The 26,923-nt window shown below is 63.9% G+C and carries 24 protein-coding genes and 1 pseudogene; 12 read left to right on the top strand and 13 right to left on the bottom strand.

The features are described 5' to 3' along the window. Positions 1-17: 17 nt before the first annotated feature. From AC1DUB_RS16230 to AC1DUB_RS16220, 3 genes are all read right to left on the bottom strand, one after another. Complete coding sequence (locus tag AC1DUB_RS16230) at positions 18-1,142, bottom strand: 2-aminoethylphosphonate--pyruvate transaminase (protein ID WP_477730378.1); 1,125 nt, start codon at positions 1,140-1,142, stop codon at positions 18-20. Positions 1,143-1,212: 70 nt separating this feature from the next. Continuing rightward, the gene (locus AC1DUB_RS16225; protein ID WP_477730377.1) at positions 1,213-2,943 is read right to left on the bottom strand and encodes a putative 2-aminoethylphosphonate ABC transporter permease subunit; all 1,731 of its coding nucleotides are present in this window, start codon (positions 2,941-2,943) and stop codon (positions 1,213-1,215) included. Continuing rightward, a complete protein-coding gene (locus AC1DUB_RS16220) occupies positions 2,940-4,082 on the bottom strand; it encodes a putative 2-aminoethylphosphonate ABC transporter ATP-binding protein (RefSeq protein WP_477730456.1) in 1,143 nt (380 codons plus the stop codon). The genes AC1DUB_RS16225 and AC1DUB_RS16220 overlap by 4 nt, the downstream gene beginning before the upstream one ends. Before the next feature lie 208 nt (positions 4,083-4,290). Between AC1DUB_RS16220 and AC1DUB_RS16215 the strand changes: the two genes are divergently transcribed. The 9 genes from AC1DUB_RS16215 (at position 4,291) to AC1DUB_RS16175 (ending at position 15,176) form a co-directional block, all read left to right on the top strand. Then, positions 4,291-5,067 carry a phosphonate utilization associated transcriptional regulator gene (locus tag AC1DUB_RS16215; RefSeq protein ID WP_477730376.1) on the top strand — a complete coding sequence of 259 codons (777 nt, stop codon included), beginning with the start codon at positions 4,291-4,293 and terminating at the stop codon, positions 5,065-5,067. Positions 5,068-5,074: 7 nt separating this feature from the next. Beyond that, complete coding sequence (gene phnA, locus AC1DUB_RS16210; protein WP_477730375.1) at positions 5,075-6,301, top strand: phosphonoacetate hydrolase; 1,227 nt, start codon at positions 5,075-5,077, stop codon at positions 6,299-6,301. A gap of 52 nt (positions 6,302-6,353) precedes the next feature. Then, on the top strand, positions 6,354-7,820 hold the full coding sequence (phnY, locus tag AC1DUB_RS16205) for a phosphonoacetaldehyde dehydrogenase (RefSeq protein ID WP_477730374.1): 1,467 nt from the start codon (positions 6,354-6,356) through the stop codon (positions 7,818-7,820). A gap of 134 nt (positions 7,821-7,954) precedes the next feature. Then, on the top strand, positions 7,955-9,073 hold the full coding sequence (gene ald / locus AC1DUB_RS16200; RefSeq protein WP_477730373.1) for an alanine dehydrogenase: 1,119 nt from the start codon (positions 7,955-7,957) through the stop codon (positions 9,071-9,073). A gap of 3 nt (positions 9,074-9,076) precedes the next feature. Then, positions 9,077-10,474, top strand: coding sequence for an FAD-dependent oxidoreductase (locus tag AC1DUB_RS16195; RefSeq protein ID WP_477730372.1), 1,398 nt, complete (start codon positions 9,077-9,079; stop codon positions 10,472-10,474). A 194-nt stretch (positions 10,475-10,668) separates the two neighbouring features. Continuing rightward, positions 10,669-11,670 carry a phosphate/phosphite/phosphonate ABC transporter substrate-binding protein gene (gene phnD, locus AC1DUB_RS16190; protein ID WP_477730371.1) on the top strand — a complete coding sequence of 334 codons (1,002 nt, stop codon included), beginning with the start codon at positions 10,669-10,671 and terminating at the stop codon, positions 11,668-11,670. A gap of 46 nt (positions 11,671-11,716) precedes the next feature. Further along, positions 11,717-14,347, top strand: coding sequence for an FtsX-like permease family protein (locus tag AC1DUB_RS16185; RefSeq protein ID WP_477730370.1), 2,631 nt, complete (start codon positions 11,717-11,719; stop codon positions 14,345-14,347). 244 nt (positions 14,348-14,591) lie between these two features. Further along, a complete protein-coding gene (locus AC1DUB_RS16180; RefSeq protein ID WP_477730369.1) occupies positions 14,592-14,807 on the top strand; it encodes a hypothetical protein in 216 nt (71 codons plus the stop codon). Between the two features lie 114 nt (positions 14,808-14,921). Next, positions 14,922-15,176, top strand: coding sequence for a hypothetical protein (locus tag AC1DUB_RS16175; RefSeq protein ID WP_477730368.1), 255 nt, complete (start codon positions 14,922-14,924; stop codon positions 15,174-15,176). A 132-nt stretch (positions 15,177-15,308) separates the two neighbouring features. Here AC1DUB_RS16175 and AC1DUB_RS16170 read toward each other — a convergent pair whose 3' ends face one another. Then, positions 15,309-15,746, bottom strand: a complete 438-nt coding sequence (locus AC1DUB_RS16170) for a universal stress protein (protein WP_477730367.1) — start codon at positions 15,744-15,746, stop codon at positions 15,309-15,311. Between the two features lie 118 nt (positions 15,747-15,864). Here AC1DUB_RS16170 and AC1DUB_RS16165 point away from each other — a divergent pair, with 118 nt between their 5' ends. Then, entirely contained in the window at positions 15,865-16,962 is a 1,098-nt protein-coding gene (locus tag AC1DUB_RS16165) for a lipocalin-like domain-containing protein (protein ID WP_477730366.1), read from the top strand. A gap of 15 nt (positions 16,963-16,977) precedes the next feature. Here AC1DUB_RS16165 and AC1DUB_RS16160 read toward each other — a convergent pair whose 3' ends face one another. From AC1DUB_RS16160 to AC1DUB_RS16140, 5 genes are all read right to left on the bottom strand, one after another. Continuing rightward, the gene (locus AC1DUB_RS16160; RefSeq protein WP_477730365.1) at positions 16,978-17,538 is read right to left on the bottom strand and encodes an RBBP9/YdeN family alpha/beta hydrolase; all 561 of its coding nucleotides are present in this window, start codon (positions 17,536-17,538) and stop codon (positions 16,978-16,980) included. A gap of 182 nt (positions 17,539-17,720) precedes the next feature. After that, positions 17,721-18,008 (bottom strand): DUF1330 domain-containing protein, encoded by a 288-nt coding sequence (locus AC1DUB_RS16155; RefSeq protein WP_477730364.1) that lies wholly within the window; start codon positions 18,006-18,008, stop codon positions 17,721-17,723. A 258-nt stretch (positions 18,009-18,266) separates the two neighbouring features. Then, positions 18,267-18,710 (bottom strand): hypothetical protein, encoded by a 444-nt coding sequence (locus AC1DUB_RS16150; protein ID WP_477730363.1) that lies wholly within the window; start codon positions 18,708-18,710, stop codon positions 18,267-18,269. 91 nt (positions 18,711-18,801) lie between these two features. Next, positions 18,802-19,188, bottom strand: a complete 387-nt coding sequence (locus AC1DUB_RS16145; RefSeq protein ID WP_477730362.1) for a RidA family protein — start codon at positions 19,186-19,188, stop codon at positions 18,802-18,804. Between the two features lie 247 nt (positions 19,189-19,435). Continuing rightward, positions 19,436-19,666, bottom strand: a complete 231-nt coding sequence (locus tag AC1DUB_RS16140; RefSeq protein ID WP_477730361.1) for a hypothetical protein — start codon at positions 19,664-19,666, stop codon at positions 19,436-19,438. 160 nt (positions 19,667-19,826) lie between these two features. On the opposite strand from AC1DUB_RS16140, the gene AC1DUB_RS16135 reads away from it, so the two are divergent. Beyond that, positions 19,827-20,735, top strand: coding sequence for a LysR family transcriptional regulator (locus AC1DUB_RS16135; protein ID WP_477730360.1), 909 nt, complete (start codon positions 19,827-19,829; stop codon positions 20,733-20,735). Positions 20,736-20,764: 29 nt separating this feature from the next. On the opposite strand, the gene AC1DUB_RS16130 is transcribed toward AC1DUB_RS16135, so the two are convergent. Both AC1DUB_RS16130 and AC1DUB_RS16125 read right to left on the bottom strand, forming a co-directional pair. Then, a complete protein-coding gene (locus tag AC1DUB_RS16130; protein WP_477730359.1) occupies positions 20,765-22,333 on the bottom strand; it encodes a DHA2 family efflux MFS transporter permease subunit in 1,569 nt (522 codons plus the stop codon). Between the two features lie 100 nt (positions 22,334-22,433). Further along, the gene (locus AC1DUB_RS16125; protein WP_477730455.1) at positions 22,434-23,744 is read right to left on the bottom strand and encodes an EmrA/EmrK family multidrug efflux transporter periplasmic adaptor subunit; all 1,311 of its coding nucleotides are present in this window, start codon (positions 23,742-23,744) and stop codon (positions 22,434-22,436) included. A gap of 57 nt (positions 23,745-23,801) precedes the next feature. Here AC1DUB_RS16125 and AC1DUB_RS16120 point away from each other — a divergent pair. After that, positions 23,802-24,466 (top strand): annotated as a pseudogene (locus AC1DUB_RS16120) (IS5 family transposase). A gap of 4 nt (positions 24,467-24,470) precedes the next feature. Here the strand turns inward: AC1DUB_RS16120 and AC1DUB_RS16115 are convergent. Then, positions 24,471-24,974, bottom strand: a complete 504-nt coding sequence (locus tag AC1DUB_RS16115; RefSeq protein ID WP_477730358.1) for a hypothetical protein — start codon at positions 24,972-24,974, stop codon at positions 24,471-24,473. 46 nt (positions 24,975-25,020) lie between these two features. After that, a complete protein-coding gene (locus AC1DUB_RS16110) occupies positions 25,021-26,049 on the bottom strand; it encodes a DUF11 domain-containing protein (RefSeq protein WP_477730357.1) in 1,029 nt (342 codons plus the stop codon). Positions 26,050-26,923 lie beyond the last annotated feature (874 nt).

Here is a 26,923-nt window from a genome sequence, read left to right as displayed (position 1 = left end):
CAGGATGCCGCGCCTCGTCACTCGGCGTTCGCGACCTCCAGCCCCATTTCCTGCAGCGCATCGCGCACCGCTTCCACAGCACCCGCCATGCCGCGTGCGCCGAGCTGGCCCATGCAGCCGACACGAAAGGTCTCCATAGCGGTCAGCTTGCCGGGGTAAAGAATGTAGCCACGCTGCTTGACCGCGTTGTAAAAAGCCTTGAACTCGTAGGCCGGACTGGCGGGCGCATGGAAGGTCACGATGATGGGCGCCTGGATCGCCGCGGGCAGGAAGCTGCGCAGGCCCAGCCCGGCCAGGCCGCTGATGAGCTCGCGGCAATTTTTGGCATAGGCGCCGCCGCGCGCGGCCAGCCCGCCCTGTTCGAAATACTGCGTGAGGGCGGCGTCCAGCGCGGCCACCACATGGGTCGGTGGGGTAAAGCGCCACTGCGTGGTCTTGTTCATGTAGACCCACTGGTCGTACAAGTCCATCGCCAGCGAATGGCAGTTGCCCTCGCAGCGCTCCAGCGCGGCGCGGCGCGCCAGCACAAAGCCCATGCCGGGAACGCCTTCCAGGCATTTGCCCGACGCAGCAACCACGGCGTCGAACGGCGTCTTGCGTGCGTCGATCTCCAGCGCGCCGAACGAGCTCATTGCATCGACGATCAGGCCTTTGCCGTGGCGTTGCACGACCAGTGCAATCTCGTGCAGCGGGTTCAAAATTCCGGTACTGGTTTCGCAATGCACCAGCGCCACGTGGGTGATGGAAGGGTCCTTGCTGAGCAGCCGGTCGATGTCTTCGGGGCGGATTTGCGCATCTTCCGCATACTCGAAGGTGGTGAGCTTGCGGCCCAGCACCTTGCAGATTTCGGCGATGCGCTGGCAATAGGCGCCGTTGACGGGCACCAGCACATGGCCCCCTTTTTCGGCCGGCGGCACCAGCGTGCCAATGGCCGCCTCGACGGAAAAAGTACCGCTGCCCTGCATGGGAACGCACTCATGCGTGCCTTCGCCGTGCACGATGCGCAGCAGGCCCTGGCGCAAGCGCGCGGTGATGGCATTGAAATCCGTATCCCAGGAGCCCCAGTCGCGCAGCATGCTTTGCTTGGTGCGGCTCGACGTGGTCAGCGGTCCGGGGGTCAGAAGAATGGCGTCGGTGGTCATGAAAGCTCCTTGGGTGTTTTGGAAAGTGGGAAGTGAGAAGTGGGAAGTAAAAATCGGCAGGGCTCTGTCCTCAGTGGCGAGCGACGTTTCGCCACGCCTGGGTTTTGCGCAGCAGCACGCGCGTCGCCACCGCATACGCCAGGCACACCGCGACAGACGTCAGCACGGTCAGGCTGGCCAGCGCCGCCGCCGGGCCGATGTCGCCGGCTTCGTCAAGGTTCATGATGGCCACGGCCGCCAGGATGGTGTCGGGCGAGTACAGGAAGACGACACCCGACAGCGTGGCCATGGACACCACGAAGTAGTAGCGCGCGATGTCCAGCACCGCCGGCAGGCACACCGGCAAGGTCACGCGAAAGAAGGTCTTGTAGAACGGCACCTTCAGCGAAGCCGACACGGCCTCGAACTCGTTGTCGATCTGCTTGAGCGCCGTCACCGCCGTTAAATGGCTGGAGGTGTAGTAATGCACGATCACTGACAGCACCAGGATGGTCATGGTCGAATACAGAAAGCCCAGCGGATTGTTGGGATGGTTGAAGAACATGATGTAACCCAGGCCCAGCACCAGTCCCGGCACGGCCATGGAGAGCATGGCCAGCAGGTGCATCAGCGGGCGTATCAGCTCCAGCCCGCGTGTCTTCTCGGTCAGGTAGGCGCCGATGAACACCGTGAGCGAACCGAAGAAGGCCACGCACACCGCCATCTTCAGGCTGTTGGTGTAGGCCGAAGCCAGGTCACCGTCAACCAGCGCGAACTCGTAATGGCGCAGGGTCAAGGAGAGGTCATAGGGCCAGAGCTTGATGAAGGATGTCCAGATCGCCATGCCCACCACCGCCAGCAACAGCGCGCACACCAGCGCGCAGTAGGCCGTCATCAAGGCATCGAAGCCTCGGCGCGGCTTGGCCGCGTAGGGCACGGAGCGCGCCGACAGCTGGGCCCGCAGCTTGCGCCGCACGCGGCYGTCGATCAGAAAGGACGCGATCGACGGCAGCAGCAACAGCAGGCCCACCACCGCGCCGCGGCCGAAGTTCTGCTGGCCGACGACCTGCTTGAACACGTCCAGCGACAGCACGCTGAAGTTGCCGCCTATCACCTTGGGTGCGCCGAAGTCGCTGATCACATAGGTGAAGACTACCGTGGACGCGCTGATCAGCCCGTATTTGCAGGATGGCAGCGTGATGGTGAAGAACTTGCGCACGGTCGAGGTGCCGAACGAATCGGCGGCCTCGTACAAGCGTCCGTCGGCCAGCGACAGCGCGGTCAGCAGGATCATGAGCGCATGCGGAAAGGTGTTGTAGACCTCCGACAGGATGATGCCGGGCGCGCCGTAGATCGAGCCCAGCCCGATCAGCTCGAGCACCGGCTTGAGCACGCCCTGGTTGCCAAACCACTGGATGAAGGCGATGGCCGACAGCAGCGAAGGTGCCAGCAGCGGGATCAGCGCGATCAGCCGGAACGTGCCCTTGAAGGGCGCGCAGCTGCGGGCCAGCGCGTAGGCAAAGGTGAAGGCAAGGGGCACTGAAATCAGGACCACGGTGGCGGCCACCCAGATCGAGTTCCAGGCGGCGCCCAGCAGCGCCGGGGTCTGCAGGTACTCGACAAAATGGGTGAAGCCGATGAAGTTGCCGTCGTTGTCCTGCACGGCCCGCGCGAAGATTGACGCCATCGGTGCCAGCAGGAACAGCACCAGGAACAGCATCACCGTGAGCAGCACGCCGCGCGCAATGATGTCCTCGCGCGACAGGCCGAGGCGACGCGCGCCAACGGCCGGCCCGGCCAGCGTAGCGGCGCGGGCGCTCATAACTGAGCCCCGCCGGCCATCGCCGGAAACACCCGGATGCGTTCGCTGCGCAACGCCAGGTCGATCCGCGCACCGGCCTGCACGCCCAGGTCGTGCAGCTGGTTCAGCGAAAAACACAGGTGCAGCGACTGCCCTTCGAGCTCGTCGATCTGCATTTCCGCGAGGCACGAGCTGCCCAGAAATTCAACCTTCAGGACTTCGCCGCGGACGCGGTTCGGCTGCCCTTCGCGCTCATGGCCGACGGCCCGGTCTTCCGGACGCAGGTAGAGCCTGACCGCCTGGCCGGGCGTGTAATCGCCATGCTCGCCGCTGCAATGCAGCTCCAGGCGGCCGGCGCGAAAGCGCCCCTGCCCGAGCGCGATGGCCGGCAGCACATTGACCTTGCCGACAAAGTCCGCCACGAAGGGCGTGGCGGGACGCTCATAGATGTCGTTCGGCGTGCCGATCTGCTCGATCACCCCGTGGTTCATCACCACAATGCGGTCGGCCATGGACAGCGCCTCCTCCTGGTCGTGCGTGACCATGATGGCGGTCACGCCCAGCTGCTGCTGCAGCCGGCGGATCTCGCCGCGCAGGCGGATGCGCTCCAGCGCATCGAGCGCCGACAGGGGTTCGTCCAGCAGCAGCAGGCGCGGCGCGGTCGCCAGCGCTCGCGCCAGTGCCACGCGCTGCTGCTGCCCGCCCGACAGCTGGGCCGGGTATTTCTCGCCCGACGTCGGCAGGCCCACCAGCTTGAGCAGTTCCGCGACGCGGGCGCTGATCTCCGCCTTCGGCTTTTTCCGGCTCACCAGGCCATAGGCCACGTTTTCGGCGATGGTGAGGTTGGGGAACAGGGCGTAAGACTGGAACACGATGCCGTAGTCGCGCTTGACCGGCGGCAGCCAGGAGATATCGCGGCCGTTCTGCACAATGCGGCCGCTGGTCTGCGTTTCCAGTCCGGCAATGATGCGCAGCAACGTGGTTTTCCCACACCCCGAGGGCCCGAGCAGGCACAGCATCTCGCCCTGCCGGACTTCCAGGTCGATGTGCTGGAGCACCGTGACCTTGTCAAAGCGCTTGTGCACGCCCTCGATACCCAGCGCAATGCTGGTCGTGTGATGCGGCGAGGCGAAGCTCGCCATTTCCGCTGGCAGTCTCATATCCATCTGCTATCTCCTTGTGTCGTTATCGGTGGCGTGGAGCATGGGCCGGCCATGCCGGTGGCTGCGTTCGTTTCGGCGGTCTTCCGGGAATTTCCGCAGCACCTTCGGCGAATAGTAAATTGCAGATCGTAATATGTCAATTGTTGACAATCTTCAATTTGCAGGATTTAATTGCCGTATCAACAAAAGAACCACGGATAACTTCATGAGCCCGTCAACCTCTGCCTCAACTTCGCTCCCGCCACCGCCAGCCCTGTCTCCGCTGCAGATGCTGCAGGCCAACACCCTACCCTCACTGGTGCAGGCCGAAATCGAGCAGATGATCCTGCGCAGCGAACTGCCCGGGGGCACGCGCATCAATGAAAGCGACCTCGCCGCCCGATTCGGAACCAGCCGCGGCCCGGTGCGCGAAGCACTGCGCGCGCTGGAAGAATGCGGCCTGGTGCGCTCGGAAAAGAACCGCGGGGTCTTCGTACGTGAAATAACGCTGGCCGAAGCCGACGAGATCTACGACCTGCGCGAGGTGCTGGACGACATGATCGGACGCCGCCTCGCCTTGCAGATCACGGCGCAGCAGCTGAAGGTGCTGAAGAACCTTCTCGCCGAGATGGACGACGCCATGAGCCGCCAGGACATCAAGCGCTACCACGCGCTCAACCTCGAGTTTCACGATGCGCTGGTTGGTTTTGCCGGCAACTCCCGGCTGAGCGACACCTACCGGCGCCTCACCAAGGAGCTGCTGCTGTTTCGCCTGCGCGGCCTGCAGGACGGGGGCGGCTTTGCGGTCTCCAACGCCGAACACAAGGCCGCCGTGCTGGCCATCGCCTCACGCGACCCTGAGCGCGCCGGCCGGACGCTGCGCGCCCACGCGGCCGACAGCCGGGCACGCATGCACAAGGCTTTTGACCGAGTTGCCAGCGAGCCGCCCTCCCCTGCAATTTCCCTGAAAAAACCACGGCCCATCATGGCCGTCAACCCCTGAGGACATCATGAACAAAGACATTACCGTGAACGACAGGCGCTACCAATGGATGGACCACCCGGTGGTGGTGGTCTGCGTGGATGGCTGCCAGTACGAATACATCACCGCCGCCGTGGCGGCCGGCGTGGCACCCTTCCTGGGCAGGCTGCTGGCCGGGCGCGGCACCTGCTACATGGCGGACTGCGTCATTCCGAGTTTTACCAATCCGAACAATTTGTCCATCGTGACGGGTGCGCCGCCCTCGGTGCACGGCATCTGCGGCAACTATTTCTTCGACCGCGAACGGGGTGAAGAGGTGATGATGAACGACCCCCGCTACCTGCGCGCGGGCACCATCCTGGCAGCCTTCGCCGACGCGGGAGCCAAGGTGGCCGTGATCACGGCCAAGGACAAACTGCGCAAGCTGCTGGGCCACAAAATGGACGGCATCTGCTTTTCCTCGGAAAAGGCCGACCAGGTGAGCCTCGAAGAAAACGGGATTGACGACGTGCTCGGCATGGTCGGCATGCCGGTGCCTTCGGTCTACAGCGCCGAGTTGTCCGAGTTTGTGTTTGTCGCGGGCGTCAAGCTGATGGAGCGTGAGCGGCCTGACTTGATGTATTTGTCCACCACCGACTACATCCAGCACAAGGCAGCCCCCGGCACCACGATGGCGAATGACTTCTACGCCATGATGGACCGCAACCTCGCCCGTCTGGACATGCTGGGCGCCACCATTGTGCTCACCGCCGACCACGGCATGAACGACAAGCACGACTCGGACGGGCAGCCCAATGTGATTTACCTGCAGGACACGCTGGACGGATGGATTGGCCAGGACCATGCGCGCGTCATCCTGCCGATCACCGACCCGTATGTGGTGCACCATGGCGCGCTCGGCTCGTTCGCGCTGGTCTATGTGTCGGAAGATGTGGACGCCGGCGCGCTGCGTGATCGCATTGCCACGCTGCCAGGCATTGAGACGGCGTTGTCGCGCCTGGAGGCCTGCGACCATTTCGAGCTGCCGTTCGACCGGGTCGGAGACATCGTGGTGGTGGCAAGCCAGGACACGGTGATCGGCACCAATGCCGAGCGCCATGACCTCTCGGGGCTGGACGTGCCGCTGCGTTCCCACGGCGGCCTGTCAGAACAGAAAGTGCCGCTGGTCGTCAACCGCCAGGTGCTCCAGGCCTTCCCCGACCGGCGCTGGCGCAATTTTGACGCCTTCGAGCTCGGCCTCAACCTGGCCCGCTAACCCGTCAAAAAACATTACAAAACCGCCACAGAAACAGAAACAAGGAACCAACATGTCTGCCGTACTTGCCGATGCCCCTTCCCAGGCACTGCCTTCCCGGGTGCTTCATGAATCGCTGCGCATTGCCGGTGAAAAAGTCTCGCGCGACCGCGTCATCGAGGTGAAACACCCTTACAGCGGCAAGATTGTCGCAACCGTGCCCAAGGCCACGCTGGACGATGTCCGGCGCGCCTTGCGCATTGCGCGCGACTACCGTTCCACGCTGACCCGCCACGACCGCTACCGCATCCTGATGAAAGCCGGCGAGCTGGTCGCTAGTCGCCGCGACGAGATTGCGCGCCTGATCACGCTGGAGTCGGGCCTGTGCCTGAAGGACACGCAGTATGAAGTCGGCCGCGCTTCCGATGTGATGCTGTTCGCGGCCAACCAGGCCCTGGTGGACGATGGCCAGGTATTCTCGTGCGACCTGACGGCGCACGGCAAGAGCCGCAAGGTCTACACGCTGAAAGAGCCGCTGCTTGGCGCCATCACCGCCATAACACCGTTCAACCATCCGCTCAACCAGGTGATCCACAAGATCGCGCCGGCGGTAGCAACCAACAACCGCGTGGTGCTCAAGCCCAGCGAGAAAACGCCGCTGGCGGCCTACCTGATTGCCGACATCCTGTACGAGGCGGGCCTGCCGCCACAGATGCTGTCGGTGGTGACCGGCGATCCGGCCGAGATCGCCGACGAGCTGCTGACCAGCCCCGATGTGGACCTGGTGACATTCACCGGCGGCGTGGCCATTGGCAAGTACATCGCCGGCAAGGCCGTCTACAAGCGCCAGATCCTCGAGCTCGGCGGCAACGACCCCATCATCGTGATGGACGATGCCGACATCGAGGAAGCGGCAACCCTGGCAGCCAGCGGCTCGTACAAGAATTCGGGCCAGCGCTGCACCGCCATCAAGCGCATCCTGGTGCAGGAGAGTGTGGCCGACCGTTTTGTCGAGCTGCTGGTGGAAAAAACCCGGGTGCTGAAATACGGTGACCCGTTTGACCCGGCCATGGACATGGGCACCGTGATCGACGAGCCGGCCGCGATCCATTTTGAAAAGGTGGTCAACGAGGCCATTGCCCAGGGCGCCAAGCTGCTGGTGGGCAATGTGCGGCGCGGCGCGCTGTATTCGCCCACCGTACTGGACCATGTGCGGCCCGGCATGACCGTGGTCAGGGAAGAGACCTTTGGCCCGGTGTCGCCGGTGATCCGCTTCAAGACCCTGGACGAGGCGATCGCCATCGTCAACGGCACGGCCTATGGCCTGTCTTCGTCGCTCTGCACCAACCGGCTCGACACCATCACCCGCGTGGTGCAGGAACTGCATGTGGGCAGCGTCAATGTGCGCGAGGTGCCCGGTTACCGCCTGGAAATGACGCCCTTCGGCGGCATCAAGGACTCGGGGCTGGGCTACAAGGAAGGTGTGCTTGAAGCGATGAAGAGTTTTTGCAACACCAAGACCTATTCGCTGCCCTGGTGAGCCGCAGCCGCCGCTTATTCCTGCCCTTACCTGCCCTCACCCGTGCCTTCAGCCCTTCTTTTAGCCCCTTCTTGCTTTATTGCTTTTATTGGCTTATTAATTCATTGACTTTATTGATCCAGGAGACAAACACCATGCTCATCGGAATTCCCAAGGAAATCAAAAACCATGAATACCGCGTCGGCCTGACACCGTCGTCCGTGCGTGAGCTGGCGGCGGCCGGCCACCGCGTGATCGTGGAACACAACGCTGGCTCCGGCATCGGTGCCAGCGACGCCGAGTACGAAAAAGCGGGTGCCGGCATTGTCCAGGGGCCTGATGAAGTGTTTGCGCGCGCCGACATGGTGGTGAAGGTCAAGGAGCCGCAAGCCGCGGAGCGCGCACAGCTTCGGCCCGGCCAGCTGCTGTTCACTTACCTGCATCTGGCGCCCGACCCGCAGCAATGCAAGGAACTGGTCGACAGCGGCGCGGTCTGCATCGCCTACGAAACCGTGACCCAGGCCGGTGGCGGCCTGCCCTTGCTGGCACCGATGTCCGAAGTGGCCGGCCGCATGTCGGTGCAGGCGGCTGCGCACAGCCTGGAGCGGGCCCATGGCGGCCGCGGCATATTGCTCGGAGGCGTGCCCGGTGTGGCGCCCGCCAAAATCGTGATCCTCGGCGCGGGCGTTGTCGGTTCCAACGCGGCACAGATCGCCGTGGGCACCGGTGCCCAGGTGGTGGTGATAGACCGCAGCCTCGATGCGCTGCGCCGCATGGACCGCCTGCTGGGCGCGCGCGTGATCACGCTGTTCTCGAATCGGGACAACATCGAGGAGCAGGTGCTGTCGGCAGACGCGGTGATCGGCGGCGTGCTGATTCCCGGCGCGGCCGCACCCAAGCTCGTGTCGCGCGAGCTGCTGTCGCGCATGAAGCCGGGCTCGGTGGTGGTTGATGTGGCCATCGACCAGGGCGGCTGCTTCGAAACCTCGCACGCCACCACCCACGCCGAACCCACCTACGTGGTGGACGGCGTCGTGCATTACTGCGTGGCCAACATGCCGGGCGGCGTGCCGCGCACCTCCACCTACGCATTGAACAACGCCACCCTGCCCTTTGTGCTGGCTCTGGCGAACAAAGGGTGGCGGCAGGCGCTGAAGGACGACGCGCACCTGCGCAACGGCCTCAACGTCGCTGACGGCAAGGTCACCTGCCTGGAGGTGGCGAATGACCTGCGCTACGTCTACCATGCCCCGCAGACCCTGCTGGCGGCCTGAACGATGGAGCAACGCCCCTACTGGCTATCGCAGGCGCTCGCTATCGACGATGGCGGCCCGGCCCCGGCGCTGGTGAGCGACACGCGCGCCCAGCTGTGCATCATCGGTGGCGGCTTCACCGGCCTGTGGACTGCCATCCTCGCCAAGCAGGCCAGGCCCGAACTCGATGTGCTCGTGCTCGAAGCCGATGTCTGCGGTGGCGGCGCCAGCGGACGCAATGGCGGCTGCGCACTGACCTGGTCGACGAAGTTCTTCACCCTGCAGCGGCTGTTCGGTGACGCCGAAGCCGTGCGCCTGGTGCGCGCTTCCGAGCAGGCGCTGCTGGATATCGAAGCATTTTGTATCGAACACCATATCGATTGCGAATGGCGGCGCCACGGCACGCTGTTCACCGCCACATCGGCTGCGCAGCTCGGGGCGTCCGATGCGGTGGTGGCCGCGCTTGAAGCGCACGGCGTCAATTCCTGGCAGAAGATGCCCCCGCACGAGTTGCAGCGCCGCGCCGGATCCCGTGCCCACCTGGAGGGCTGGTACTCGCCCGTGGCCGCCAGCGTGCAGCCCGGCAAGCTGGTGCGCGGGCTGCGCAGGGTGGCGCTCGGCCTGGGCGTGCGGCTGCATGAAGGAACGCCGATGCGGGGCCTGGAAGAGGGCTCGCCCCCGGTGGTTCGCACGCCGCACGGCAAGGTAACGGCCGACCGCGTGGTGATTGCCATCAATGCCTGGATGGCCAGCAGCTTCCGCGAGTTCGAGCGCAGCATCGCCATCGTGTCGAGCGACATGGTGATCACCGAGCCGGCCGCGGCCGCGCTGGCTGCCTCGGGCCTGGACGGCGGCATCTCGGTGCTCGACTCGCGCATCTTTGTGCACTACTACCGCAGCACACCGGACGGCCGGCTGATGTTTGGCAAGGGCGGCAACACCTTTGCCTACGGCGGGCGCATGCTGCCCGTGTTCAACCAGCCTTCGCCCTACCGCGAGGAGCTGACCGGACGCCTGCGGGGCTTCATCCCGGAACTGGCCGGCACGCCAATTGCCGCCAGCTGGAACGGCGCCTCCGACCGCTCGGTCACCGGCTTGCCCTTCTTCGGCCGCCTGCGCGGCCGCCCCGACGTGTTCTACGGCTTCGGCTACTCGGGCAACGGTGTCGGCCCCAGCCGCATGGGCGGCGAACTGCTGTCCTCGCTGGCGCTGGGACTGGACAACGAATGGACGCGCAGCCCGCTCCTTCACGGACCGCTCGGACGTTTTCCGCCGGAGCCGATCCGCTATGTCGGCTCGCTGATGGTGCGCAACGCCATCCGGCGCAAGGAAGCCGCCGAAGACAGCGGACGGCGCCCCTTCCTGCCCGACGTGATGCTGTCGCGCTTCGCCGCGGCAGCCGGCAAGGCGGACAAAGCCTGAGCCACCGTCCCGGCGCTGCCGTTGATTCCGGCAGCGCTGGAGTTTCAGTGCCAGTCGAAGCCGTTCAGTTGCAGCCGCACACCCGGTCGTTTTCCAACGCCGGCCGCTCGCTTTTGCCCATCCCGGCACTTGCCCCGCTCACCGCTCACCGCTCACCGCTCACCACTCACCACTCACCACAGGAGTTTCCCCGGATGAAAAACCGTCTCCCTGCCCTCGTCATGCTGAGCCTCATGCTGCTGGGTTCGCTCCCGTTCGCGCGCGCCACGGAAACGCCAACGCCCCTCACCCTCGGCATCATCGCAGCAGGCGCCACCGAGGAGCAGACACTGGAGATATGGAAGCCCCTGACAGACGCGCTCTCCAAAGAACTCCAGACGCCCGTGCGCGCAGTCGCCTCGAAGAACTATGCGGACATTTCCACCGGCATCAAGGAGGGCCGGATCCAGGTGGCGTGGATCAACAACAAGCTGGCGGTCGAACTGGTGGAGACCGAGCAGGCGCATATCTTTGCCCAGATGGTCAGGCTCGACAAGACCCGGGGCTACAAGTCCGTGCTGATCGTGCCGAAAAACAGCCCCGTGCGCACCGTGAGCGATGCGCTCGCCCAACCCGGCATGTATACGCTGGCCCTGGGCGCAAAGAATTCCACGTCCGGCTACCTGGTGCCCTACTACTACGTGTTCCAGAAGGCCAAGATTGACCCGGTGAAGCATTTCAAAACCGTCACCTACGGCACGCACCGCGAAAACTTTCTCGCGGTGGCCGAAGGCCGGGCTGACCTGGGCACCAACAACACCGAGGATTTGCCCCGGTTCCAGGCCGAGCTGCCGGAGAAGTTCGAGCAGGTCAAGGTCATCTGGGAATCGCCCCTGATCCCCAACGACCCGCTCGTGTACCGCAAGGACCTGCCCGCCGCCACACAGCAGCGCGTCAGGAAGTTTTTTATCGCCTACGGGAAAACCGGGGCGGAAAAGGCCACGCTCAAGAGCATCAATGGCTTGTCGGGCTTTATCGCCTCCTCCAATCACCAATTGCGCCCGATTGTGGAACTGGAACTGTTTGATGCCCTGACCAAGGCCATGGTGGGCGGCTCCGGCGGCTCGGGCAACTTCAGCAGTGTGATGGACCAGCTGACCAAACGCGCAGCACGCCTGGACACCCTGCTGAACGCCACGCGGTTTGACGCCAACTAAAAACCCGGCGCCTTGACTGGAAGGCATCCCTCACAATGCAGGAACCGTGTTCGCCCTTTTGCAAACATTCTCCTGGAAGGAACTGCGCTACCACCCATGGCGCAACGGCGCCGCCGTGGTCGCCGTCATGCTGGGCGTGGCCCTGGCGTTTTCGGTGCACCTGATCAATGCCTCGGCGCTCAGCGAGTTTTCCCAGGCCGTGCGCGCCGTCAATGGCCAGCCTGACCTGGAACTGCGGGCGGTGCAGGGCGGCTTTGATGAAGCGCTTTACCGACAGGTGGCCAACCATCCCCAGGTAGCCCTCGCCAGCCCGGTGCTGGAACTGGCCACCTACGCACTGGGCGGCAAGGGAGAGCGGCAGGCCCTGCGCATTGTCGGCGTCGATGCGCTGGTGGTGGCCGGCATTGCCCCGGCGCTAATGCCCGTTCCGGCTTCGGATGCCGCGGTCGCGGGGACGGGCCGTTTTGCGCTGTTTGCCCCGGACACAATTTTTCTCAATCCCGCCGCCCGCCAGGTGTTCAAAAGCGCCCGGTTGCAGCTGCAAAGCGGCCTGCAATGGAAAAGCGTCACGGTCACCGGCAGCGTGAGCACGGGCGGCGGCCCACTGGGCGTGATGGACATCGCCGCGGCACAGGACCTGTTTGGCAAGGGCGGCCAGCTGTCGCGAATTGACGTGCGCCTGAAAGCCGGCAGCGATGCGTCAAGTTTCACCGCCTCGCTGCAGTTGCCGCCCCACATCACCGCGACCGCCCCCGGCGACGCCGCGCAACGCGTGAGCAACCTGTCGCGCGCCTACCGGGTCAACCTGACCGTGCTGGCGCTGGTGGCCCTGTTCACCGGTGCGTTTCTGGTGTTCTCGGTGCTGTCGCTCAGCGTGGCCAAGCGCGCCCAGCACTTCGCGCTGCTCGGCGTGCTGGGCCTGACGGGCCGCGAACGCTTGCGGCTGGTGCTGGCTGAATCGCTGCTGCTGGGCCTGGTGGGCAGCGCCGCGGGCATTGCGCTGGGCAGCGCGCTGGCCGATCTGGCGCTGCGTCTTCTGGGCGGGGACCTGGGTGGCGGTTATTTCGCCGGTGTCGCCCCCACCCTGCAATGGAACGGCTGGGCGGCCCTGGTCTATGGCGCGCTCGGCGTGGCGGCGGCCGGCGTGGGCGGCTGGTGGCCGGCGCGCACCGCCCAGCGGTTGCCGCCGGCGCAAACCCTCAAGGGGCTGGGGCTGGCCACCGGCGCCGGCTCCGCGCGCTGGTTGAGTGTCATGTTGATAGCTTCCAGCGCCCTTCTGGCAATGGCTCCGCCGGTATTTGGCATTCCGCTGGCGGCTTATCTGTCTGTCGGCATGTTGCTGGTGGGCGGCATCACCGCCCTGCCCTGGCTGATTGCGCTGCTGTACGGCAGGCTCAGCCCCTGGGTGGCCCACCGCCTGCTGCCGCTGCTGGCCGTCGAGCGCGCGCGTCGAGTGCGCGAAAGCGCGGCAGTGGCCGTGAGCGGCGTGGTGGCGTCGCTAAGCCTGGCCGTGGCGCTGACCGTGATGGTGGCAAGTTTCCGCGACTCGGTCACCCATTGGCTGGACGTGGTGCTGCCCGCCGACCTGTATGTGCGCACGGGTCTCGGCAGCCCGGCCAGCGACACCGCCTATTTCCCGCCCGGCTTTGTCGAGGCGCTGGCCCGCCTGCCTGGCGTGGCGCGCGTGAGCGCCCTGCGCACCAGGCAGTTGCTGCTGGACCCGGGAAAACCAGCCGTTACCCTGATTGCGCGCTCTATCGGCGATGCGGCCACCACGCTGCCGCTGGTGGGCAGCCCGCTGCCGGTGCCACCCGGGCATGCGGGCATCTATGTCAGCGAAGCGATGGTGGATCTGTATGGCGCCCGGCCGGGCAGCGTGTTTCTTCCACTTTCACAGGCTTTTGGCGCTTACACCCATGAAAACCGGGCACCACCAGCTCCCGATTTGCCTGCAAACCCGACCCGCCCAACAGCTCCGGATGCCGCAGCGTCTACTGCGCCGTTTACTGCGCCTTTTTTTGTGGCCGGCGTCTGGCGTGATTATGCGCGCCAGTTTGGCACGATCGTGATGGCGCAGCAGGACTTTGAGCGCCTGACCGGCGACCGGCGCGTCAACGACGTGGCGCTGTGGCTGAACGGTGATGTGGGCGAGGCCCAGGTGCAGCAGGCAGTACGCCGGCTGGCCGAGCAGCAGCCGGGGGCGGGCGCCTTGCTGGAGCTGGCATCCGTCAGCCAGCTTCGCGCCATCTCGCTCAGGATTTTTGACCGCAGTTTTGCAGTGACCTACTGGTTGCAGGCCGTGGCGATTGCCATCGGGCTTTTTGGCGTGGCCGCGAGCTTCAGTGCACAGGTTCTGGCACGCCGAAAGGAATTTGGCCTGCTGGCGCATCTGGGCTTGACCCGGCGGCAAATCCTGACGGTGGTGGCGGGCGAGGGAGCGGCCTGGACGGCGATCGGCGCGCTGGCTGGCATGGCGCTGGGCCTGGCGGTGTCCACCATACTGGTTCACGTGGTCAATCCGCAAAGCTTTCACTGGACCATGGACCTGATGCTGCCATGGCTGCGGCTGCTGGCCCTGTGCGCGGYGGTCGTGGTGGCGGGCACGCTGACCGCCTGGCTGGCGGGGCGGGCGGCGGCTGGCAAGGATGCCGTGCTGGCCGTCAAGGAAGACTGGTAGCCCGCCGGTAGTCCGTCCCTGGCAGCCCGCGCGGCCGCCATGCCGCCCGTGCCCTCGCCGTCTGGTGGTGACTATCCGCCTTTTCAGGCGTATGCTCGTTTTTCTTTTGTTTACGCCCGTCACAGTTTTGACGCTGAATTGTCATCATGGCATCGCCGGATGGTTTCACAATGGCGGTGACGCGCAGTTTTCATACCTTTGAGTCTTGTCTGTTTTGAGATGGTTTTTTGAGGAGGTCTTCGTCATGTCGTCCGCCCAATTCCGCATTGAAAGCAGAGACCCGCTCAGCGGCAGCCTGCTGCCGTGCTCTTCGTTCAAGCCGCTGTACGGGAACTGCTCGCTGGCGGTCGCCGTGGCAGTCAAAAGCGTGGCCGATCCGACGCGCCAGCAAGTCCGGGTCGTCCATGTGCCCAGCGGCGAAATTGTTTTCCAGACTGCGCCGCCGGGTCAGAGCTCGTAGAGCCCAAAAGGCGCCGGACCGCAAAATTCGGGGGCACAACACCGCCAACAGGGGTAGCATGCGGGGATCTGCTAGCGCATGCAGATCAAGCTGTTGGCTTTTAGGAGGTGTGCAATGAACATCCTGTTTGCGGCAATTGTTCTGGCCCTGATGTGCCTGCTGGTCATCTGGCTGGTACCGAACTGGGACGCGCTGAGTGCGCAACTGAATGCCTATTTTTCGGGCCCTCCCCAGACCCGGGCCGCCGTGGCCAGAATCCAGCCGGCGCCGCCACCGCGATCGCGCAAACACCTCCATGACGACCAGCCGGCAAGGCCGCAAACCGGCCAGCGCCACACTGTGGTGCCCCACCAGGCGCGGGGCCGCTAATTCCATTTCCAAATCAAACGTGCACTTTGTCGGCCCGCCTTGCCGTGCTATAGCACTGTCTGCGGCGAGCCTTCGCGTTCACGCTTGATTTGGAAACGGGATAAGGCGGCGCGGAGCCGCAGACCCAGCGGCTCAATGAATGATGACCACGAGCACACTGCAGGGTGCGTGCTCGATCAGCGATTTTGAAACCGAGCCGCGCCACCAGCGGGCAGCCCACCCGTCCAGATGCTTGTGGCCCACCACGATCAGGTCGGCCTCTATCTTTTTGGCATATTTGGTGATTTCATCCACGGTTTCACCGAGTAGCACTTCCCCACGAGCCTGGTAGCCGGCGCTGACCAGCTGGTTCAAGCCTTCGTCCAGAATGGCCTGGTACTTTTCTTTCTCCTGCTCGGCAAGGCCGCTGTCATAAATGCCGCCTTCCACGCCCATCACCTGCATGTAGAGCGGTGTGACGGCAATCAGGTTCACTGATGCATGGCTCCACTGCGCAATTTCCCGACAGTCCAGCAAGGCCTTTTGCCCTGACTTGGAGCCGTCGTACGCCAGCAAAATCCGCTTGTACATGGTGCACCTCCTGACTAGAGTGACTCGTGCAGTTTCAAGCATAGACCTTCCAGTGGCTCCATGCAACTACGCCGCCCGGCCGCTGCCACGCCAGGCGCACTGCTGCGAGAATCAAGACATGAGCCCTCCCACGACGCCCGCCTGCATCACGCACGGCCTGCCGCGGCGCCGCTTCCTGCTGGCGACCGGCCTGGCGGGCCTGGCCTGGACCGGGCCGGCGTGCGCCTTACCGCTCAGAGCAATGCAGTTTCCGCGCGACTTCGGCTCGCACCCGGACTTTCGCACCGAGTGGTGGTACATCACCGGGCACGCGACCGCAGGCGGCGGGCGGGAGTTCGGTTTTCAGCTCACATTTTTCCGCTCACGGGTTGAGGGCACCCAGGGCATGGCGTCAAGGTTTGCGGCCAGGCAACTGCTCTTCGCGCATGCGGCCATCACCGACGTGCAGGGCAAAAAGCTCTGGCATGACCAGCGCATTGCGCGTGACGGCTTTGGCGTGGCTTATGCCAGCGAAGCGGACATGCACATCAAGCTGCGCGACTGGTCGCTAGAGGGCCAGGCCAGCCGCTACAGCGCGGAGTTGCCGGCTGCAGACTTCGCCCTGAAGCTGCAATTTGAAGAAACCCAGGCCGTCCTGCTGCAAGGCAGGCAGGGCCTGTCACGCAAGGGGCCGCAGGAACAGCAGGCGAGTTACTACTACAGCCAGCCGCAGCTGGCCACCCGCGGAACCCTGCAGCTCAAGGGCCAGGTGTTTGACGTCACGGGCAAGGCCTGGCTGGACCATGAGTGGAGCGAGGAATTGCTGCATCCCAGCGCTATCGGCTGGGACTGGATAGGCATGAACCTGGACGATGGCAGCGCCCTCACCGCCTTCCAGCTGCGGCACAAGGACGGCAGTGCGCTATGGGACGGCGGCTCTTTCAGGTCGCCGAAAGTCGGGCTGCACACCTTCAGCCGGGGTGAAGTGATTTTCAAACCGGTGCGCAGCTGGAAGAGCCCGCTCACGCAGACGACCTACCCGGTCGAATGGATAGTCCGCACACCCGCCGACTTCTACACCGTCAGGGCCGTGATAGACAACCAGGAACTCGACAGCCGGCTGTCAACCGGCGCGGTGTATTGGGAAGGCCTGAGCGAGCTGATCGACAGCAACGGCAAACGTGTGGGCCGCGGCTACCTGGAGATGACGGGTTACGCGCAGCGGCTTCGGCTGTAGCGGGGCGGCATGAGGTCATCCGACGGAGGCCACGAACTGGCCGAACCAAACCAGCCCCTGCGGCCAGAGACCGAGTTTTGCCGCCGATCCGATATGGCCCAAGGCTCCGACGTCGATGAGGCGCGAACCCCAGGCGGTCGCGAAGGCCTGGGCCCGCTCGAAAGTGACGCGGTCATCGTTGCGGCTGGCGAGAACGACAGATGGAAACGGAAGCCGATTCATGATGATGGGGTCAAAGCCGCGCATGAACTGCCCGGGCGTTCCGGCGAGTCGGTCGATGTCTGACGTCGCGACCAGAAAGGCCCCGGCCACCGGCCCGGTGTCCGCCTCCTGCGACCAGCGCGTGGCCAGCGCCGTCCCAAGACTGTGGGCAACCAGCAGAACGGGCCGCTCGCATCGGTTGACGGCCTCGGTGAGCCGGCGGGACCAATCCGCGTAGACGGGCGCCTCCCAGTCGTCCTGCTCGACGCAGTGCATGTTGGGGAACGCCGCTTCCCAGTGCGTCTGCCAGTGATCGGGCCCCGAGTTGTGCCCGCCAGGCAGTATCAGAATGTCAAAGTCGTTGATGTCACGCATTCCGGGCTCCTTTCACTGCAGCGGGAAAAACACGCATCGAGGCGGTACGCCGTCATAGGACACTTCCACCTTGCGTTGGTCGTTGGTATTGGGAAGCTCACCTGGGCCACAGCGTGCGCGCTTCGTTGAACGTCGCTAAACAGGTAAACGTCGTTCAAGGCCGGTACGGAGTAGTGTTCGGGCTAACAGCCTTCAACGGCAATGAGATGATCGGTTGCTGCCGGTTGACGCATGGCGAGCAAGGGCGCGTACTCCGGCGAGTGATACCAATTCTTCAGTACCTGCATGCTCGGGAACTCGATCACCACGAGGCGCTGCACCGGAAGATTCCCCTCGAGAAGTTCGTGGTGACCGCCGCGCACCAGAAACCTCCCGCCAAACTTTGCAACCAAAGGCGCCACTTGTCGCTTGTATTCGTCGTAGATCTGAGGGTTGGTGATGTGGGTGTCGGCAATGAGGTAGGCAGGCATGAGTTTTCTCCTGAAAGAAGGCCATACATCGTGCGGCAAACCGGATTGCCTGTCCAGCGTGGCTGCCCACGGGTTGATGCACTATTGCGTTGAATGCTGTACCCGACACTGGCTCCGTGCTTATCGACAAGCGGTACGTCTTTCTTGCGGCATGCCCTGCGCGCGCGGCGCCGTGGCTTGATGGATCATTTCGGCGCCGCAACCGGTCATGGCCAGACAGGCCCGCTCAGCCGGGAACGATTCGAGTTGTTGCGTCGGTCAGGGTTGAACCCGTTGGCATTGGGCCTTTTTTTCGAACCAGTAGGCAACATTGCCCGCGACAACGATGGGCCCGGAAATCACCACCGAGGCCGCGGTGACGATGCCGGCGCCAACAATGAGAGCGATGCAAGCTTCGTTGGCGCAGTTATGGATGGCCGCCACCTGGACTTCCTGCAGGACCATGTGGTTGGACACCCTCTGGCACTCCGGGTCGAAGACCTGCGTCGTTCGAGGTACATACACGCAGCCTTGCAGGACAGCAGCGAGGCCCAGGCCAAGGGTGAGAGTGAGTAGTTGCAGGATTCGATACTTCAACACGGAGTGATTTTCTGCGCCCTGCCGCAATGCCTGCCGCAAAACCTGCGGAATTTGACCGTAAGGTGAAACCTGCGCCACACCTGTGCCACGTTTTGCGCTTACTTCATGTCGCAGCAGCTTCATGTTGCACCAGCGCAGGAAGCACCGTCGCCAGGAAAAAAGAATCGAATGCCACGCCCGACTGCGTGGAGCATGCCAGAAAACAGAAAACGGGTCAGGCGGCGACTCTGGCTATGACGTCGATCTCGACCAGCGCGCCCAGCGGCAAACGGGACACTTCAACGCATGACCGGGCAGGAAATGCGCTCGGAAAGTACCGGGCATAGACCGCGTTCACTGCGGCAAAGTCATCCATGTTCGTCAAATACACTGTGGCACGGACAACTTGCCCGAGACTGGACCCGCCGGCCTTCAGAATGGCCTCGATGTTGCTTAAAGCGCGGTCTGCCTGCGTTGCCGCATCCCGCCCAACGATTTTCCCGGTTGAAGGATCCAGTGCGACCTGGCCGGATGTCCAGATCCAGCCATCAAGAACGACCCCCTGCGAATAAGGGCCTACAGGGGCTGGCGCCTCGTCGGTCCGCACAATTGTCTTGCTCATGGCTACCTCCGCACAAACTGGTCCGGGGAAGACAAACGGCTCAAAGAGCCGCATTCATGACGCCTCGGGAAGGGTCATCACGAACATTATTCCCATTCCGGCGCGCATCGCCAAGATGCTTTCGCAGGCTGCCCGAGCCCGGCCCAAACACCGTCACCGGCACTTGAGCTACAACGGGAAGGAAGGCAGGAAGGTGCGCAAAGGCCGGCCAGCGGCACCATGCGCGGTCAGAAACGGCGGAAAACGTTCAGTAATCTGCGCGCATCAGGCGGCGGGCGCGGGTACTCATGTTGCGGTGGATACGGTCAGACAGCCAGGGATGGGCCTGGCTGGCATCGCGCTGGCGTGGCGCCAACGCAACAAGCAGGCCCTTATTGATCAGTTGCACGACCTTGTGGACGAGCAAGGAAGCCGACGGCTGGCCCAGAGGCGCATGGTCGACCGAGGCATTGCTGGCGAAAAGTACGGTACGGGTCATGGAAGTTCCTTTCTGGTGGGCATGAGGGCAACGGGGCGTTGCCGGACAGGGGCCACATCGCAATTATAGGGTTTACCATTAAAAAATAAGATGACTTATATTGCTTTTCAATGCATAAAATTTGCTTTATATAGCCATTTCCCGGCGCTGGAGCCCCTCTGTGGATATCAACCTCGCCCGCACTTTCCTCGAGATCGTCTCCTGCCACAGCTTTGCCCAAGCCGCCGAACGCCTGCATGTCACCCAGACCGCAATCAGCGCGCGGGTGAAAACGCTGGAGGAGCTGCTGGGGCGCACGCTCTTCGTGAGGAACCGGGCCGGGGCATCGCTGACATCGGCCGGTGAGCAGTTCGTTCGCCATGCCATGACGATGGTGCAGGTCTGGGAGCGGGCCCGCCAGCAGATGGCGGTGCCGCCGGGGCGCCGCGCGCTGGTCACGGTGGGCTGTGAAATCAGCCTGTGGGATCCGCTGATGCTCGACTGGCTGCTCGGGATGCGCGACACCGCGCCGGATCTCGCGCTGCGCGCAGAGGTCGGCGTCGCGGAGGATTTGCTGGAGCGGGTGGCCAACGGTACGCTGGACATCGTCATTGCCTATGCGCCGCGGCAGCGGCCGGGGCTGCGGATCGAACTGCTGATCGAGGAAAAGCTGGTGCTGGTCACGACGACCCCCGGCGCCCAGGCGCCGCAGGCGGCCGACTATGTGTACGTGGACTGGGGCAGCGAGTTTGCCGCGCAGCACAGCCTGGCCTTTCCCGGGCTTTCGAGCGTCGGCGTGTCGTCCAGCCTGGGGCCGCTGGGACTGGGCTACCTGCTTACCGTCGGCGGGGCGGGCTATTTCCGGCAAAACGTCGTGCGTAGCCACCTGAAGGAAGGACGACTGCACCGGGTGACCGGGGCCCCCGAATTCCTGTACCCGGCTTACGCCGTTTATGCGGCAGACGCGGACATGGCGGTGCTGGAACCCGCCCTGGCCGGCCTGCGGCAGGCCGCCAAAGGCGCCGTGGGCAACCAGCAGGCGGCCCGGCCTTCAAAAACGGGAAATGTCGGGAAGGTCGGGGAAGCCTGAAAAAAGTGACCGCTGGCCCATGTCACTCCTCAATGCGCCCCCGCCGCCGCATCCGAACTCCCTGCCCCGGCCTTGGCGTGCCGCGTCAAATACACCAGCGGAATCAGCAACAGGAAAATCAGCGCGGACACATAGAACACATCATTCGCCGCCAGCATGTAGGCCTGCTGGTCCACCAGGCGATTGATGGTGCCCAGCGCCTGGTCGGGCGTCAGCCCGGCCCCGGCCAGGCCCGTCAGTGCACTGTTGGTAGCGGTGCTGCCCTGGTTGACGTATTCGCTGATCTGGGCATGGTGCATGGCGGCGCGGTCTTGCCAGATGGTGGTGGCAATTGACGTGCCGAAGGAGCCCGCCGTGATGCGCACGAAGTTCGACAGGCCCGAAGCCGCCGGAATCTTCTCGGGCGAGATGCCCGACAGCGTGATGGTGACCAGCGGGATGAAGAAGAAAGCCATGGCCACACCCTGGATGATGGTGGGTATCAGGATGGTGTTGAAATCAGCCTGGGTGTTGAAGTTGGAACGCATCCACAGCACCAGCGCGAAGACCACGAAGGCAAAAGCCGCGAAGCGGCGCGGGTCCACCTTGGCGATGTTTTTGCCGACCAGCGGTGACAGCAGCAGAGCCATGGCCCCCACCGGCGCCATCACCATGCCAGCCTGTGTGGCGGTGTAGCCCATGTACTGCTGCAGCCACAGCGGCAACAGCACCACGTTGCCAAAAAAGAGGCCGTACCCCACCGACAGCGCCACCGCACCTGCCCAGAAGTTGCGTCGCTTGAACAGCGTCAGGTCAACCACCGGATGCTCTTCGGTGAGCTCCCAGATGACGAAGGCAATCAGGCCCACCAGCGAAACAATGCCCAGGGCCACCACTTCACCGGAGTGAAACCAGTCGAGCTCCTTGCCCTTGTCGAGCATGATCTGCAGCGCACCCACCCAGATCACCAGCAGCGCCAGGCCGACCGAGTCGATCGGCAGCTTGCGCGTCACGCTTTCGCGCTTCCTGAAGATGCTCCAGGTGATGAAGGCCGCGCCAAAGCCCACGGGAATGTTGATGTAAAAAATCCAGGGCCAGGAAATATTGTCGGTGATCCAGCCGCCCAGCAGCGGCCCCATCACAGGCGCGACCAGCGTGGTCATGGACCAGAGCGCCATGGCCAGCCCCGCCAGCGCCTTGGGGTAGCTCGACAGCAGCAGTGACTGCGACAACGGAATCATCGGGCCCGCCACCAGCCCCTGCAGGACACGAAAGAAGATCAGCGTGGTCATGTTGGGGGCCAGACCGCACAGCCATGACGTGAGCACAAACAGCATGACGCTGGCCGTGAACAGGCGCACCTGGCCGAAACGCTGCGACAGCCAGCCGGTCAGCGGCACGGCGATCGCGTTGGCCACGCCAAAGCTGGTGATGACCCAGGTGCCCTGGTTGGGGCTCACGCCCAGGTCGCCGGCAATGGCCGGCAGGGAGACGTTGGCAATCGACGTGTCGAGCACGTTCATGAAGGTGGCGGCCGACAGCGCCAGTGTGCCCCACAGGCGGGCAGAGCCCGTCAGCGGCGGCGGCTGGATGTAGGCAGGGGCAGGTGCTGAAGTCATGAAAACCCAATGAGTAAGCAGCGGGAGCAGGCAGGCCGTGGAGGTTGCGCGCCGTGCGGAGCTGCGGGAAATGACAGGCGAACGGACAGGGGAACGGGGCTTAGTGCGCCTGCCGCTGCGCCGCGCGGCTGCTGGCAACCGACAGCGCCTGCGTGAACGGCAGGCCCTGCGCTTCGCTGCCGATCTGATCAGCCATGGGGGCATCGCCCGGCGGTTGGGCCGGCGTGCCGACAGCGGCGGCCTTGGCCGGTTTGAGCGCCATGCCGCTGTTGGCCGCAATCACGCGCCGCACATCCGCATTGGCGGCATCGTCCTGCCGGCCATATGTCTGCGTGTGCGCCTGGGCCGCATCGCGCGGCGCGTCGGCCAGCGTTTTGCCGTCCTTGTGGCTGACGTCGACTTCCGCGTCCATGGACAAGCCCACCCGCAGCGGGTTGTCGGCCAGTTGCCTGGCGTCGAGCGCAATGCGCACCGGCACGCGCTGCACCACCTTGATCCAGTTGCCGGTGGCGTTTTGCGCCGGCAGCAGCGAAAAGGCCGCGCCCGTGCCGACACCCAGCCCCGCTACCGTGCCCTTGTATTGAATTTTTTTGCCATACAGGTCAGCTACCAGCGTCACCGGCTGGCCGATGCGGATGTTGCGCAGTTGCACTTCCTTGAAGTTGGCATCAACCCAGACCTGGTTGAGCGGAATGATGGACATCATGGGCGTGCCGGCCGCCACGCGCTGGCCCAGCTGCACCGTGCGCTTGGCCACATAGCCGTCCACCGGGGCGAGCAGGCCGGCGCGCTGTGTGGCGAGGTAGGCCTCGCGCACTTTGGCGGCGGCCACCTGTACGCTGGGGTGCTGCTCGATGCTGGTGCCTTCAGTCAAGGCCTGGTTGCTGGTGAGCTGCTCGCGCGCGGCCACCACGCCGGCCTGCGCTGCGGCCAGCGCGCTTTTGGCGTTGGCCAGCTGCGTCTGCGCATGGTTGAGTTCTTCTTTCGACACGGCGCCGTTGCCGGTGAGCGACTGGCGGCGGTTGAGGTCGTCGGTGGCGCGGGCAATATCGCTGCGGGCCCGGGCCACGTCGGCGTCACGCAGCGCGATCTGGGCGGCGAGCGTGCCGTTGTTGGCGTAGAGCGTGCGCACCTGGCGCACCGCCTGGGCCAGCGCGGCTTCGGCCTGGTCGAGTGACACTTTGGCGTCGGCCGGATCGAGCTGCACCAGTGTCTGACCGGCCTTCACGAAGTCGGTGTCGTCGGCCATGATGGCCATGACGGTGCCGCCGATCTGCGGCGTGATCTGGATCACGTTGCCTTGCACGTAGGCGTTGTCGGTCGACTCGTAATGGCTGGCCACGAGGTACTCGTAGGCGGCCCAGCCCAGGCCGGCGACCACCACCACGCTGGCCAGCGCGGTAGAAGTTATCCGTAAATAGTATACTGCTGCTCCGAGCCGTAGCTAACACGGCGCCAGGGCGAAGGAATGGCGACACGCAAGCGAGTCGAATCGTGGGTGGTGACCGATGAATTTTGGCGGCGCGTCGAGCCGTTGATTCCGGTGCGCGAGCGCAGCGCGGACAAGGCGTACGTGCGCAAGGCGGGGGCGGGGCGGCCGCCCAAGCCGGCACGACAAGTGTTCGAGGCGGTCGTCTACGTTTTGCGCACGGGCTGCCAATGGAAGGCGCTGCCCAAGGAGCGCTTTGGCAGTGCCAGCGCGGTCCATCAGCGCTTCCTGGAGTGGGAGGCCGCGGGGGTGTTCGAGGCCATCTGGAAAGCCGGACTTGCCGAGTACGACCAGCTCGAAGGCATTGCCTGGCGCTGGCAAAGCATTGACGGGGCCATGTTCAAGGCGCCCTTGGCGCAAGAGGCGGTCGGACGCAATCCGACCGATCGGGGGAAAAAAAGGGGCACGGCTACATTGCTCATGTCGTTGATCGCGCCAAGGAGGCTGATGCCAAGCGGCGCGACCCGACCAGGAAGGCGCGGCGCTGGGTGGTCGAGGTCTGCCACAGCTGGTTCAACCGCTTTCGCAAGCTGCTCGTGCGATACGAGAAGCTCGAACGCAGCTTCGTCGCGCTGAACCACATAGCCGCTGCCATCATCGCGTTCCGCAAAGTGACGCTCAAGGTAAACATAATTTACGGATAGGTTCTTAGTTGACGACGACGCGAAAGCCTGTCTCGCCCTGCTTGCCCGGCGCAAGTTCGCCACGCAGGCTCCACCGGATGTGGGTGAACTCGGAAATACCGGCCGGGCGCTCTTTGCCGTCGGCGCCCTTGACCTTGACCTTGTCGGCTGCAGCCCAGGTTTTGCCGCCGTCGGCCGAGTAAGTGATGTCCATGCCCTCGCCATAGGCGCTGGCGGCCACCAATGTGGTGTTGACGGGGACGGGATTGTTGATGTTGATGTTGCCGGCCGGCTTGGCGCTGATGTTTTTGAAGGTGGAGGTGTAGATCACCACCGTGCCGGGAATCGCCTTTTGCACCGGGCCGCGTTTTTTCTCGATCTTGCCGTCTGCGGCCTTGACCTCGACTTCGACCTCGGCGATGTTTTTGAACTCGATATTGCCGGTAGCCGGGCGGGCTTGCGCGTAGGCCAATGGCCCGGCGGCAGCGGCCAGGCCGAACAAGAGGATGCTGGTTAAAGTTTTGCGCATGGTGGTTTTCCAGGATTCAGGGTTTCAGGGATGCAGGATTTCAGGGTTAATTGACGGTGACTTTGAATTCGATGACGCGGGCGGCTGGCACGGGGGTGTTGCCGAACAAGACGCCGACCGCACCGCCGGCAAAGCTGGCGTTGTCGGAGTCGGCGCCATCGCTGCGCGCGGCACCATCGACGGTGATGCTGGCGGGCACATAGGTGGTGCTGGCAGGCAGCGGGTCGGCAAAGGAAAAGTTTTCGGCAATGCCCGTACCCGTCAGGGTCAGCACCACCCGGTAGGTCAGCACTGCGCCCGGCATGACCAGGCTGCCGCCCTGCGGGTCGCGCACGGCAGCGACGGTCTTGGCCACCGTCAGCGATATGCCCGAGACGATGTAGCCGCCGGTGACGGTTGACTGCCCGCGGCTGCCGCCGACGACCGCGTCCACCCCGCCCTGGCCGAGTCCGGCCAGCGTAGCTCCGGGCCGGGCACCGGCCGCGCCAGGCGTCGTCGAGCTGGCACTCAGGCTGACGTTGCCGGTTGCGCCAGTGGCAAGCGCTGCGGGGATGCTGCTGAAAACGTAGACGGCTCGGCTGGCATCGGCTGCCAGCACCGGGTCGTTGATGCCGGGCAGGTACAAGATGTCGGCATTGGGGCCGCTCGGCTGGAAGCCGGGCTGCACGCCGCTTTCGAGGTAGATCGCGCCGGCAGCCGCGTTTGTCGGGTCGAACTGGTCGCCCGCGATCGCGTTGTTACGCGCCAGCCCAAACGTCTCGGCTCCGTTGCCCGTATTGGTCAGCACAAAAGTCAGTGCCTTGCCCGCGTCCGGGGAGTTCACGGCCACCGGAGTGCCGTCCTGCCAGGTCAGTACCACGTTGATCACCTCGGCCACAACCACGACTGGCGCGACCGCCGTGACGGGTGTCGCCGGCCGACCGGCGATGGAGTAGGTGAGCGTGGCCGCGTTCGGGATCGGCGTGCCCGCAGGGGCGCCTGCGGCGAAGGCAGCAGGCGCGGCGAAGCCAGCCATGGCAACCATCAGGCCCGCCAGGCTTTTTCTCCAATGACCGAATCCTCGACGCAATCTCATCCATTACTCAAAATGCAACTACTCAAATACATGCCGGGATGTCACCGTGGGGCTCTGGGCCAGTGCGGCCCGCCCCAAGACCAGGCTGGCGGCAAAAACATAAAAACTCAAAACGGTTTCATCAGTCGATTCCAGTTGCCAACCTCGGGCCAAGACAGAGCACCTTTGCCTCTACCCCCAAGAACGTGTAAATAATTCTCACCAATTGGTCGGCACCTGTAACCCTTTGTATCGTAACAAAAGCCAATTACAACTGGCGAATTTCGTGATGAGAATGAATCAAATAAGTCGATTCATTGCCTAAAACCGCACATATTCCCTGAATATTTCTTGTATGGTGTGCTTTTTCATGAAACTTCTCCCAATAAAAACGCCGGCCCCCTCAATCGTCATCACGGCAAATTTAAGTATTTAGATTTACTTTTTTCGGGGTGATTGTGTAAGTTTACGTAACCATGACAGGCACCCGAGTCCGGGTTGCTTGTGAAAAAGGCAAGCCAGGTTTTCGCCCTGTATCTGATGCGGGCAAGCAGACGATGGCACCCAACCTTGGCCTCGGCTTTTTTTCGTGGGGAGGGATGTTTTGCGTAACCTTGCCAGGCAAAGTCAGCGAATGAAGGGTGACGGGTGCCGGCGATTGATTGCTACTAATTAGATAGCTACCTGCACCGGCAGTCACTGGGCTGGAAGCCAAAACCGCTTATAAACTCGAGACTAAGGGCTCATTCAGCAATAACTTGCACATTTTTCTCGCCAGCTTCGGGCGCACTGCGTTGTTGTGAATCGCTTGTGTGGCAGAGCCACGCGGCGCGCTCCACGCCTGGCATTGCATCCCGAATCCGACGGGCAAATGCACAACTTATTGCTGAACGAA

Source organism: Polaromonas sp. P4_F9, assembly GCF_056401235.1.
This window is presented reverse-complemented; position numbering and strand designations above follow the sequence as displayed.